The organism is Paucisalibacillus algeriensis (assembly GCF_000577245.1).
Taxonomy (GTDB): Bacteria; Bacillota; Bacilli; order Bacillales; family Amphibacillaceae; genus Ornithinibacillus.
The window spans coordinates 428,954-441,549 of the sequence record NZ_CBYO010000022.1; the positions used below are offsets into that span (position 1 = coordinate 428,954).

Sequence of the window (12,596 nt, forward strand, 5' to 3'; positions counted from 1 at the left end):
CCTCTGTCCCTATTCTCTTAACTTCTATTCTTTCTAATTTCTTTTTGAATTTTACGAAGTGCCTTTTTTGAACCACGCTCTATATCATGCTCCATTTTTCGAGTATGATAATCGATAAATAGCGTTTCTAGATCATATCCTTCTGGATATAAATCCACCGCTGGTATGTCTAGGGTAAGTCGCTTGACATTTACTTCTATGAAATCTCCATTATGGAATACAATAACATTATAGAAATTATTCATTTCCTCATATACAATTCCGAAGTCATGGTGGTCCAATAATTTCACTCGGTCCCCTTTTTTATATTCATACTCCACTTTAGATTTCTCTTTGGAGATCTTTGGCTTCCTTATCTTATCCTCACTTACACGTTCCAAAGGATATTCTTTATTTTCCATATAATATTTTGCTCTTTGTAATACATTTTCTCTTACATTCATTTTTCTAGAAATCCAAAGGGCATTACTCTCCCCTGATTTTCCTATCATTAATTTATATAGCGGTTCCAATGTTTCACTATTAAATTGCATTGCAGCATTCATAAAATCAACATGTATCTCTGAAAAACGTTTAATTTCACCATAGTGAGTTGTTGCCACTGTAATACATCCCATGTGATAAAACTCTTCTAAAATCGAAATCGCTAGCGCCGCACCTTCATTCGGTTCCGTACCACTTCCTATTTCATCAAATAGTAAAAGTGAATTATTGTTAGATAAACTCATTATTTCCGAAATATTTTTCATATGGGATGAAAATGTACTTAGAGCATTTTCTATACTTTGATTATCACCAATATCTGCAAAGATGTTTTCAAATACTGCAATTTCAGTTTCCTTATCTGCAATAATGTGAAAACCAGACATTACCGCCAATGTTAATAATCCAATCGTTTTCAGTACAATCGTTTTCCCACCGGCATTTGGTCCTGTAATAATCAAGCTACGATAGTCTTTTCCAATTTCAAAATTTATCGGTACAACTTCTCCTGTTAAAAGTGGATGTTTGCAATTGACTAATTTTATATATCCATGATCATTTAATTTTGGCTCCATTCCACCAATATGTTTGCTAAATTTCGCTTTTGCAAACACCATATCATATTGGCTAATAAGATCCAGATTAATCTTGATTTCATAAATGTTCTCTAAGATCATTCCTGATAAAGCAGCTAATATTTGATATTCCTCTATTGCTTCTTCAGCTTTCAGTCTTGCAAGTTCACCGTTTAATTTTGTAACTGTATTCGGTTCAATAAAAACTGTTGATCCTTTAGAAGAAACTTCAATAATTGTTCCTGAAACTTGATTTTTATATGAAGCTTTAATTGGTATTGTATATCGATCGTCTTTCTTACTAATAAAGAATTCTTGAATATACTTTTTATTAGCACTATTATTTAAAAATTTATTTAAGCGCTCTTTAATTTTCTCTTCAGCTGATTCAATACCTCTTCGTATTCGTCTTAATTCTTTACTTGCATTTGAATCAACACTATTTCCTTTGATTGAAAATTCAACCTCTTCTTCAACATTTTTGAATTCAGACATTGAACTCGCATACGATGCTATGACTGGTGCAAAGAACTCTTTATCCAGCATGAACTTTTTAATTTTCCTACAACCTCTTAAAAAATCCGATACACTAACCAATTCACTCGGATCTAGAATCATGCCTTTTTCGAGATTTTGAATGATATATTCAATATTGGAAACTCCGAAGAATGGCATATTTCCTACTGCATCTAATATCGCTCGTGCCTCAGTCGTTTCATTTAGACGATCTTTAACAACTTCCATACTTGAACTAGGTCCCAATTTATCTATCATGTTTTTCCCTAATCCACTTACACAATAAGATTTAACTATTCCTTTTAACTCGTTATATTGTAACTTTTCAAAAGTCATCTGATTCACTTTCCATGCTCCTCACTATGATTATTTTTATCATACATGAAGATACCTCCACATTAGATCCCAATGAAGTTTAATTATAAATGTCATGTCATGGTTTTTTTGCTTCTTTCACAAAAGTAAACACAAAAAAACTGCGGGGATACCGCAGCTTTCTTTACATTTACAAGGCTTGTGTAATATGCATATACAATGAAATAAGCCATCAAAAAGTATAGCTATCTCATAATCATTACACGCTTTATAAAGTATTGTAGGTATCTTCATAGTATTGAAATAAACCCATGACAAAACTAAGGGTATGAAGACTATAAAAACCCCTTTTTGTCATCAAATTTATTTCATTTAATTATTCCTATTTAGAACCTACCGCACTCACAAAAAGCACCTCTATTTATTTTTTTGTTTATTCATTGAAATCTAATTAACAGTAATTATTATACTATGCTTTAATAAAAAAGTGAAGTTGATATGTTTTTCACATAATGAAAGCACGAGAACCGCCCCTTATGCATCACTTAGATTTCCAGTTAGTTATGAGCTATAAACTAAAAGACAGTATGGATTGTAAAATTCCTTACTGTCTGTTCAATCGTTCAATCTCCGTTTCTACTTTGTAGACTCTTTTGTTTAATACCTCAGTTTTATCATCGAAATACTCAACAATTGTATCTTTGTATAATCCTTTACTATCGCTCGAAAACACCCCTTTAAAGAATCAACCCCATTTCCCTCCGATTTTATGACTGAGAAGAAAAACTGGTACTAGAAAGACCATCACTACTAATGAACTAATAATCATTTCCAAATTAAGAAGACCGGCTTTATAGAAATGATAGAAGAGTAAAATATTATAAGGGATTATGAGTAGCAGTGTTGTCCAGACCCCAGGAGTGTAACATCTCAAATACAAAGACTGTAATGGGTGTGTAAATATATTTAATGCAAAAGGTATAGCTACTCCCAAAAACAAAAAATAGTGTTGGGTTATTAAGGCAATTAAAATCAAAGCAGAGACAACAATTGACAATACAAAAACAACTAGAGAAAACTGTACGGATGTAATATCATTAAACTGCTTAATTTCCTTCTGAATAAAAGACGGAATTCTATTACTAATCCGAGGATACGTTTCTTTATGCCATTTTTCAATTGTAAAAATCTCCTCCAAATTATGAAGCATAAAGATAATTAGAAAAGATACCATCAATATCGTAATATCCATTCTTCCCCCTCCAAAAATCTATGTATTATTATATAACAAAGACTACAACTCTATAAATTCTCATTCACAAATTGAAGTGTCTTATCCATATGTTCTTCAAATTGCATATTATGCCCTGCAAAGGGATAGATTTCAATCGACTTTGGTGCCTCCAGTAGATTATAAACACCAAAAGTTGCCTTCGGTGGACAGATAAGATCCTTCAGTCCTTGTGATATCCTTGTTTTGCAGGTGATTTTCTCGGATAGATTTAAATTATCAAAATAGGTAAGATTATCATAAATCAACTCGATATGCTCAGGATAACGGTGCAGGAAGCTTTCTACATATGTTAGTGAACCTTCCATTTTCTGCTCCATCGCCAATGGTATATCACACATATTCGGAACATCTGCAATAGCAAGCTTAGGACTATCATGTAGTGCCGCTACAGCTAACGTAATACCGCCGCCCATGCTACCTCCCATGACACAGATCCGCTCAGCATCAATCTCAGGTTGTGAACAAGCAAAGTCTATCGCACGAACACCATCAACATATACTTTCCGGTAATAATATTCTTCCTTATCAAGGATTCCTTTCGTTACCCAGGTTCCAAGTCCATCAGAGGAATACTGCGAATAATCTCCACTCTTCCCCTGTCCTCTGCAATCCACTGCAATCACTGCATAGCCTTGAATAAGCCACTTCATATAATCAGATATGGACCCCTTATTTACCATGTAACCATGAAAAAAGATGATACAAGGAAGTTCACTTTGGTGATTTTTTGGCAGGATATAATGAGCATGTATCGGTGTGTCATCAAATCCGTGATAGGTCAGTTCGTATGCTTGAATTTGTTTGATAGGGTAAGGTAATTCTCTCAAATTTGCATTTAGTGGACGTTTTCGCGCGTCTTTCAATGTACGGTCCCAGAATTCATCATAATCCTGTTTCAGATTGCGTTGTGGGAAATAGGATTCTAGTTCCTTCATGGTTTGTTGGATGTATTGCAAATCATTCACCTACTTTAATTTACATAATGGGTTAATTTACTATATACTTCGACACAAAAGCTTGATTTCCTTTATCTTTTGGATAAGAAGTTAGTTGATTATCCCACACCTTTTGTACACAAAGAGATATATTACGTCTCCTAACTAGAAGCAAATTCAATCTTCTATATTCATTAATTTAAAAAGGAAAACGCTTTCATTTTTTTATTGTGCATTATGTACAATCCCAACCGAATCACTTTATTCCTTACTATTAAACAAAGGTTATTTCACTAATTTACTTATTTTCCAGTATATAAGAATGCTAGAATCCCCATATTTTTAGTCAAATTGACTATAGCTTTTCGATTATAATTAAGTTAACAATATTATAAATAGTCCAAATATTAATCCTCGAGGAGTTGAATAGTTTGTTATTCTTAAATGAGAAGGATATCAGATCAGCAGTTTCCATGGAAGATACCATTAATGCCATCGATGAAGCCTATCACTTATATGATGCTGAAAACTATACCATGCCAACGAGAATGCAAGTTGCAGATGGGGAAAATACTTTAATTCTTATGCCTTGCATGACAGATAATTCAATTGCTACGAAACTAGTAACGTCTTTTCCTAACAACGTCAGCCATCCAACACTTCATGGGTTAGTCATTCTAAATAGTAATGAAACTGGAGAAATTAAAGCAATATTGGATGGTTCATTTATAACCGGATTTAGAACAGGTGCTATTGGAGGATCTGCTATTCGTCATTTAGCAAAACCTACTGCTAGCAAACTAGCAATTATTGGAACTGGTGTACAGGGCTTATATCAAGCTTTAGCTGCTTGTACGGTTAGAACGATTACAGATATTTATTTATATAACCGAACACCTGAAAAAAACGATGTATTTATAGAGGAATTTAGAAAATGGAATGACTCCCCTATTTCACTTCACAAAACAAATGAGGTCGAAGAAGCAATACATAGTGCCGAGATCATCATTACAGCTACCACTTCTTATGAACCTGTTTTGCCCAATAAGGCTTCATTACTCCAAGACAAACTTATTATCGGTATCGGATCATTTCAGCCAAATATGAGAGAATTTCCAGAAGCACTATATCGAGTAACTGATCATGTCTTTGTTGATTCGCAAGATGCAGTGATTGAATCCGGAGATATAACTATACCTTTAGAAAATAACTGGATTAGCCAGGATACTATTCAGACCATGTCATCTTATCTTGTTCAATCAAAAGAAATACAACCGAAAGCAGGTAAAAGTATTATTTTCAAATCCACAGGTATGGCACTATTTGATACCGTTACAGCAAAGGTGATTTATCAGCGTGCCATGGAAAAAGGAGTTGGTACCCGTTTAGATTTCTGATGATATGAACCACACTAAATTAATGGAGGTTATTATGAATATTATTCTAGTTGAATTTATTATTTACTGTGTGATCATTGTTGCAGTCGGTTACTTTTTTGGAAGACGTAGTAAGACACAGTCTGATTTCCTATTAGGGGGGAAAAAGGTACCTGGGTGGGTGTTAGCTTTCTCGGAAAGAGCAACAGGTGAGTCTGCCTGGTTATTATTAGGGTATACAGGTTTTGTATTTATGACAGGTTTATCAGGAATCTGGGTTGCGGCAGGTATTGCGTCTGGTATCATTTTCTCTTGGCTATTCTTAGCAAAAAAATTCATGCGTGAAACAGACAAGTATCAAGTATTAACCCTTCCAGACTACTTAGCCGTTCGCTTTGGGGAGAAAGCAAAAGTAATACGGTGGTTAAGTGGCGTCTTAATTGCAGGATTTCTTATGTTCTATGTTGGCGCCCAAATGGCTGGTGCAGGGAAATTATTACTAACAACTTTTGGCATGCCGGAAATAGGCGGAGTAATTATTGCAACCGTAGTTATTATCCTAACGACATTTGCAGGTGGATTTATATCTGTTGCGTGGACAGATATGGTTCAAAGTGTCATGATGCTTGTTACGTTAGTAGGGTTACCGATTCTAGCATTAATTTACATTAATACTAATGATCTATCCATTACCGAATCACTTGTTTCAGCAGGACCAACTTTTGATTCTTGGTTTGGTGGAGTAACAGGATTTGCTATCGGTGTATTATTCTTTAATAATTTCTCCTGGTTCTTCGGGTTCTTAGGGGGACAACCTCAGTTAAGTTCACGTTTTATGGCTTTAAAGAATGATAAAGAAGCAAATCACGGTAGTGTCGTTGCCATTGTATGGACATTCTTAGCGTATGGTGGAGCATTTACCATTGGTCTTGCCGCTATTGCCATGTATAACCAAGGTTCATTTGATGATGTTGAAATTATTCTTCCAACCATGATCCTTCAACTTATGCCACCTTGGATTGCTGGAATATTATTAGCAGGAGTATTAGCTGCCATTATTACAACCGCAAACTCACAATTACTCGTTGTTACAAGTTCTGTCACGGAGGATATCATCCATAAGGCATTAGGTATTAAATTAACAGATAAGCAACTTGTATGGTTGTCCCGTTTATCCATTGCGCTCTTTGGTATTGTTGGTATGGTTATTGCACTCGTATCTGAATCACTCGTTTACCTTATTGTTGGTTGGGCATGGGCCGGTGTGGGTTGTACCTTATCCCCCGCTATCCTAATGACATTCTTCTGGAAACGATATTCCGGTGTAGGTGTTATCGCAACCATTCTAGCTGGTCTAATTTCAACCATTCTTTGGATTAGCACACCACTAGAAGAAATGATGACATCCCGCTTCACCACGTTCTTTATTGCAGCGTTCTTCGGAATTGTGTTTAGTTTGTTATTCCCAGATAAGAAGGCGAAAGAGAAGGTTGATATTGAAGCAGCGGAGAAGGTGCTGTAATGGAATAATGCTACCTCTGGTGTGGACGTTATAGTGTAGTATGTTTGTCACCAGATGCTTATTACTCTAATCTCTTGTCACCCGAATAACTACAAGCAAAGAAGCTCAGAGTTAATCCTGAGCTTCTTATCATTTTACATTCTTATTTCTTCCGAACAGGTATCCAAACTTCACTATAAGCGTACCCTTCTTTATGTTCATTCATTTTAGTGAAAGAAAAAGAAGGAGCATTGATTACTTCATAATCAGAAGAAGGAAGCCACTCTGAATAGGTTTTGGCCATAGTTTCTTGTAATGCTTTAGGGAATGGTCCATCACTTGGAAATACTGCCCAAGTATAAGCTTCAACAGGGACTTTGTCTAATTGACTACTCACTTGATCTTCAGTTGTTAAAACCCCTATCAAATGAGTTAAATCCCCTTCTTCTTTTAGAAAATTAGCATCAGCCTCATAAGAAGCACTGATAATTTCATATGGCTCGATATTTTGAAGAGCATGCATTTCTTCTTTTTGCTCGTCTGTGATACGTTGTGCAAGTTTTACAATCTCGTTGTTTACCCCTTCAAATTGTATAGGAACACGTTTACTCACACCAACTAAGTTAAATGCTGGTTTGTTTTCTATTCTAAATTCCATCGTAACTCCTCCCTTGACGGCTATGTGGAATGAAAGTTTGGGAAATGATTTACTAACTCCCTTTTTCGTTACATCTGAGGGTAAAAATCCACTCCATTTTTTAAATGCTCTAGTAAATCCATCCATGGACTGATAACCATATTTAAAAGCGACATCCGTTACCTTTTCTCCTTGTAATAAATCCTTATTTGCTTCCGACAACTTTCTATTTTTGATGTATTCACTAAGTGTTAATCCCGAGAGATAAAAAAATATTTTTCTAAAGTGATAATCAGAGACACCAGCATATTCAGAAATCATTTCAAGTGATAGATGCTCGGTTAACTGCTCTTCAATATAGTCCATTACTTGATTTAATTCGTGTAGCATTACTTCCCTCCTTTCATGCATTTATCTTACCGAAACAATTATATCGATGCTCGACTTATCTTATATAAAATATATCGCATATAAAAGGTGAACGATTGCAAGGGATTATTGTAGTTGGGGTTGGAATGCCACAGATTATTTTGGAGAAAAATATGATAAGAGACTTTTTCCAATCCGGTGGATTGAGTGGCTTCGATTATGCTTATGGGTACCCTGGAGTGAATAAAGTACTGCAAGCTGGGGAAAGTTTTAGGTATAGGTATGGACTAGAGATAAATGTCTAATAAAGATGGGAGCCTGTCGATAACCGGGCTCCCGTTTTGTTAGTGTAAGTATTGGTCTTTTAATTCATTCTCTCTAATTATATTATACTACGAGATAAAAAATATTTATAGGCTACTCTTTTGTAGTTCATATACTATACTTTATACACAAATCTAACATATAAGAGGTGTTAAAAGTATGAATGATAAAAAAGATGTCTTAGATAGTGGTCCTTTTTTTCATGGTACGAAAGCAGAAATGAAAATTGGAGATTTATTAGAAGCCCAACACTTTTCAAATTACCAAGATAAAAAATCTAACTATATCTATTTTACTGCAACATTAGATGCAGCAAAATGGGGTGCCGAATTAGCTACATCTAAATCAAAAGAAAGAATTTATATTGTAGAACCATTAGGTGATTTTGAAAATGATCCTAATTTAACTGACAAAAGATTTCCGGGAAACCCAACACGTTCATACAGGTCTAAATCTCCTTTGAAAATAATTGCTGAATTAGGTTCTTGGGAAAGACATACGGATGAAGCGATAAATCAAATGGTTACATCGTTAAATATGTTACGTGAACAAGGCAAGGCAGTAATAGACGATTAAACCCTAAAGCTTAATGAAACCAAAGATCAATTTGCATGTGCAATTGGTTTTTGGTTTCAGGCTATTGTACGCAGACCAAAGCCAACACTTTAAATCGACTTTCACCTTATCCTTATCCTGCTAGTACACACCCATTACTTGAATAACTATTCAGGAGCCACAAGTTCTACTTTTATTCTATCTGGATCTTCAAAGTACACAGCATAATAATTATTCCCCCCAGCAAAAGGGTGATTTTCTTGATAAAGAATGTTTATTCCTTTCTCTTTTAATTTCGTTGTCATTTCATCTACGTGTTGACGCGAATTTGCGTGAAACGCCAGATGATTAAGACCTACCCGGCATCTATGGTATGGAATATCTAAAAACCTGTCGTCTGCTTGTACAAAAACAATGTACGTGTCATGTAACTTCCAACTTTGTCCGCCTTCCCATTCTTGAAAAGAAGTGTAGCCTAACTCTTCAAGAAACCAACCCCAAAAATCTACGGTTCTTTTTATATCCGATACATATATTTCAATATGATGAAGCAACCCTTTTGACAATGAATATTCCCCCTAATTATATCAATATTGCACCTTTACTTTATGTATATTACTTCTCAATCTTACCTTTTCTTAACAAGAGTTATCCTCTTATGAATAAATGAGTGGACAATACTTCTTAATGTTTATGGAGCTATTTTATTTCAACTACTTTTCCTAGAATATCTTTCTTAGCTATAGGACCTACAGATCTACTATCCTTGCTTGTCATGGGCACAAGGCTATCTCCAATAATATAGTACTCGTCACTCTTTAATTGAATACCTTCTTCATGTATTTTATCACTCCATACATCAACAAAGGTATATTCACTTTCTAATGGCTCTTTATTAATGTAAATAGTACCATCTATTATTTGTATCAACTCATTAGGTAGACCTACTACCCTTTTTATATGTTGGTTTTCTTCGAGGTTAAAGAGAACAATGTCATCACGTTTAATTTCATTTTTTGTGTAGTAGTCTTTATCAACTACTACTTTTTGCTGATCTTTTATTGTGGGTGACATGGATACTCCATCGAATTGATAAACATCTTTATTCCCACTTACACATCCTGCTAAAATCACAATAAAAAATATGAACATAAGTGTTTTTTTCATATAAGATTCCCTTCAGCAACGTATTAAGCGCAGCATTTTCATATCCTACCTAGAGAGTGAACCTTCCACGGCTATTCCCTAACATCCTTTGGGTTAATGACAATCTCAACTCGTCGATTTCGCTCTCTTCCCTCTTCATCTTCATTCGGAGCAATTGCCCATTTCTCACCGTAGCCATCTGTTGATATGTCAAGGTGGGCTATATTTCCATTCCCCGTCAAATACGCTTCAACTGCACGGGCTTTATTTTCTGAAAGTGTTTTATTATCATCTGGCTCCCCTTCTGAATCAGTATGACCATTAATTTGAATCTTTGTTCCTGCTTCCAATACTTCCAACATCTCGATAATCTCACTCAATGTCTTTTTAGCATCTGGCTCTATTTCAGTCTTATCAGAGTCAAACAGAATACTATCTGGTACTTGGATTTTAATTTCCCCATCATCCTCCGTGACGTTTGTTTCTTCTGGTACTTCTATTTCAGGAATGGATGGGTAGAGAATAATTTCAATTTCATTTTTCTTATCTAGTTCATCGAAAGTTACATATTCGCCTTCTATTCGTTCGAAATCTTCACCATAAGCATCATACAAAATATTACTAGCTAAGTGTAAATCAATAGGTTTGGCAATGATGCGGATGAAGCCATCCTCTGCTAATGTATGATAATCAGCACGAAAAACAAACGATCCATCAGGTTGGACATGTGTTGTATTATGATAAAAGCCTTGTGGAAATTTACTTATTTCCGAAGATTGATATCCTCCCCTAAGAAAAGTTCCCTCTATTAAATTTGTTTTCCCCTTGACATAAAAGAATTCATGATCGTGAGTTATCTCTTCTATATCTATCCGTACTTTCGGATCCCCATAGTCTTCTGGAAATGGAGATCGTTCGGGTACTTCAATAACGTATTCGGATTGATTACCTCCAATCCTCACATAAATAGGTATATACAAAAATTGATGCAATTCACCAAAACTCAACTCTTTATAAACAATTGGTCCTCGAAGATTATCACCATTTCTACCATACAGCTCTACAATTTCATCGGATTGGCTGTATCCCATCTTCACTTCCAATTCCACTTCCAGTATACTTCCATTAAATCGTTCTAGAAAATCCATATCGGAATACTTTTCATAAAGAAATTCCATCTCAAAATGCCCATTCTCATCAACCGAAGATTCTTCTCCTGTGATAAGTGTGGTACTATCACGCACTTCGCTGAAAGGAGATTTATATAATTCTCCTGATACAACAGTTCCTTCTGCTAAATTACTCTCTCCCATCACTCGGATTCTATCATCCTCTACGAAGACCTTACCGCCAAAGGTTATGTCCTCTTCTAAGGGATTAGATTCTACCTCATCTACCCCGTCCGCTATTTCTAAATCTTTATCCTCCAGGGTACTAACCTTATCCTCTGTTTCTTCTTTGTCCGTGCCGCCAACTAAGATAAACATTCCTATAAGCAACCATAATAATATTCTGTTCGATAGTTTAGTTCTTTTAGTAAATCTCATCGTATTAGCTTCTTCCTCCTTATCCATAAACCAAAAATAAAAAGCCGAAGTGTCTAAATAAGAGTCAGCTTCTGCTTTTCACTTTCCTCTCTACGGTTCCTTTTACTAATACTTTGATATTACAATGGAAAAAAGTTTGATAAAAGGATATATTTGCAAAATAGTGCATTTTACCTACAAATATATTCCTAGCAAAGAATTAATGTTTAACTCGACATATTAATCACTCTGGCAATAACTAATTCACGTTTGGTAAATTCCTTCTCTTCTTCAGATTATGTCTTAAATCCCTCTCTTTTCAGATCCATCTGGAAAAGGGAGTAAATACATTACCATCAAAAACTAAATTCAAATTAAAACTACTTAAATTCTCCATATCATTAAAATCTTTTAACAGCTGGGTCATTTTTCACAAACCTTATATATCTTTTTCCTTTTCTACTTCTATACTTCAACAAACGCACCCATTTACGGCATCGTCTAATTGCTATAAAGTATATTTTCGAGATATTGTAAAAAGATATCTTTAAGAATCTGTACAAAACAGATCGATGATAGAAGGTGCTTATTCGGTGCTCATTGGATCAGTCATTTTTATTATAAGTTGGATAGCATTTTTATCTTTTTCAAATAAAGAGAAATTCCCATTGTATGTGCTCACAGGCTACATGGGTATTATTTTGGCATTAATTACGGATTTGATGATGTTTGTGTATCCTTTATGGCATTATCCGGGAACAAAGATAGAACTTTTTTATATTCAATTAATGAATGGATTTGGGTTATACTTTGTGGTTATCTATTTTTTTCTTCAGTCATTACCCAAAAGACAAACGGTTTTATTGGTTACACGCCATATATTTTACTGGTCTATATTCTCCATTTTTCTTGAACTGCTTTTTTTATATATTGGCTTTATTGAACATGGTTTATGGTGGAACATAGGATTCTCTTATCTGGCTGATTGGATTTTATTTATAATTTTCTACATCCATCATAAGTGGGCATCAAATTATTCAATAA

General features: G+C 34.8%; 11 protein-coding genes. 4 read left to right on the forward strand and 7 right to left on the reverse strand.

What is annotated here, in order from left to right:
• Positions 1 to 17 precede the first annotated feature (17 nt).
• From TY11_RS18270 to TY11_RS18280, 3 genes are all read right to left on the reverse strand, one after another.
• Positions 18 to 1,919 carry an endonuclease MutS2 gene (locus TY11_RS18270; RefSeq protein ID WP_042149637.1) on the reverse strand — a complete coding sequence of 634 codons (1,902 nt, stop codon included), beginning with the start codon at positions 1,917 to 1,919 and terminating at the stop codon, positions 18 to 20.
• Positions 1,920 to 2,634: 715 nt separating this feature from the next.
• Positions 2,635 to 3,141, reverse strand: coding sequence for an HXXEE domain-containing protein (locus TY11_RS18275; RefSeq protein WP_042149641.1), 507 nt, complete (start codon positions 3,139 to 3,141; stop codon positions 2,635 to 2,637).
• Between the two features lie 50 nt (positions 3,142 to 3,191).
• Complete coding sequence (locus tag TY11_RS18280; RefSeq protein WP_052345896.1) at positions 3,192 to 4,139, reverse strand: acetylxylan esterase; 948 nt, start codon at positions 4,137 to 4,139, stop codon at positions 3,192 to 3,194.
• 410 nt (positions 4,140 to 4,549) lie between these two features.
• On the opposite strand from TY11_RS18280, the gene TY11_RS18285 reads away from it, so the two are divergent.
• Both TY11_RS18285 and TY11_RS18290 read left to right on the forward strand, forming a co-directional pair.
• Positions 4,550 to 5,515 carry an ornithine cyclodeaminase family protein gene (locus tag TY11_RS18285; protein WP_042149644.1) on the forward strand — a complete coding sequence of 322 codons (966 nt, stop codon included), beginning with the start codon at positions 4,550 to 4,552 and terminating at the stop codon, positions 5,513 to 5,515.
• 34 nt (positions 5,516 to 5,549) lie between these two features.
• On the forward strand, positions 5,550 to 7,016 hold the full coding sequence (locus TY11_RS18290) for a sodium/proline symporter (RefSeq protein WP_042149647.1): 1,467 nt from the start codon (positions 5,550 to 5,552) through the stop codon (positions 7,014 to 7,016).
• Between the two features lie 142 nt (positions 7,017 to 7,158).
• On the opposite strand, the gene TY11_RS18295 is transcribed toward TY11_RS18290, so the two are convergent.
• On the reverse strand, positions 7,159 to 8,022 hold the full coding sequence (locus TY11_RS18295; RefSeq protein WP_042149650.1) for an AraC family transcriptional regulator: 864 nt from the start codon (positions 8,020 to 8,022) through the stop codon (positions 7,159 to 7,161).
• Positions 8,023 to 8,117: 95 nt separating this feature from the next.
• On the opposite strand from TY11_RS18295, the gene TY11_RS18300 reads away from it, so the two are divergent.
• Both TY11_RS18300 and arr read left to right on the forward strand, forming a co-directional pair.
• Positions 8,118 to 8,306: a hypothetical protein gene (locus TY11_RS18300; protein WP_042149653.1), complete on the forward strand. Its 189-nt coding sequence runs from the start codon at positions 8,118 to 8,120 to the stop codon at positions 8,304 to 8,306.
• Positions 8,307 to 8,484: 178 nt separating this feature from the next.
• Positions 8,485 to 8,901: an NAD(+)--rifampin ADP-ribosyltransferase gene (gene arr, locus TY11_RS18305; RefSeq protein ID WP_042149656.1), complete on the forward strand. Its 417-nt coding sequence runs from the start codon at positions 8,485 to 8,487 to the stop codon at positions 8,899 to 8,901.
• A 146-nt stretch (positions 8,902 to 9,047) separates the two neighbouring features.
• On the opposite strand, the gene TY11_RS18310 is transcribed toward arr, so the two are convergent.
• From TY11_RS18310 to TY11_RS19925, 3 genes are all read right to left on the reverse strand, one after another.
• A complete protein-coding gene (locus TY11_RS18310; protein WP_042149657.1) occupies positions 9,048 to 9,446 on the reverse strand; it encodes a VOC family protein in 399 nt (132 codons plus the stop codon).
• Positions 9,447 to 9,579: 133 nt separating this feature from the next.
• Positions 9,580 to 10,047, reverse strand: coding sequence for a signal peptidase I (gene lepB, locus TY11_RS18315; RefSeq protein ID WP_052345897.1), 468 nt, complete (start codon positions 10,045 to 10,047; stop codon positions 9,580 to 9,582).
• Positions 10,048 to 10,118: 71 nt separating this feature from the next.
• Positions 10,119 to 11,573 carry an OmpA family protein gene (locus TY11_RS19925; RefSeq protein ID WP_052345898.1) on the reverse strand — a complete coding sequence of 485 codons (1,455 nt, stop codon included), beginning with the start codon at positions 11,571 to 11,573 and terminating at the stop codon, positions 10,119 to 10,121.
• Between the last annotated feature and the right edge of the window lie 1,023 nt (positions 11,574 to 12,596).

Excerpts from the sequence above, each read along its gene's own strand:
- TY11_RS18290 (WP_042149647.1), top strand. The coding sequence starts at position 5,550 with ATGAATATTATTCTAGTTGAATTTATTATTTACTGTGTGATCATTGTT.
- TY11_RS18275 (WP_042149641.1), bottom strand. The coding sequence starts at position 3,141 with ATGGATATTACGATATTGATGGTATCTTTTCTAATTATCTTTATGCTT.
- TY11_RS18295 (WP_042149650.1), bottom strand. The coding sequence starts at position 8,022 with ATGCTACACGAATTAAATCAAGTAATGGACTATATTGAAGAGCAGTTA.
- TY11_RS19925 (WP_052345898.1), bottom strand. The coding sequence starts at position 11,573 with ATGAGATTTACTAAAAGAACTAAACTATCGAACAGAATATTATTATGG.
- lepB (WP_052345897.1), bottom strand. The coding sequence starts at position 10,047 with ATGAAAAAAACACTTATGTTCATATTTTTTATTGTGATTTTAGCAGGA.
- arr (WP_042149656.1), top strand. The coding sequence starts at position 8,485 with ATGAATGATAAAAAAGATGTCTTAGATAGTGGTCCTTTTTTTCATGGT.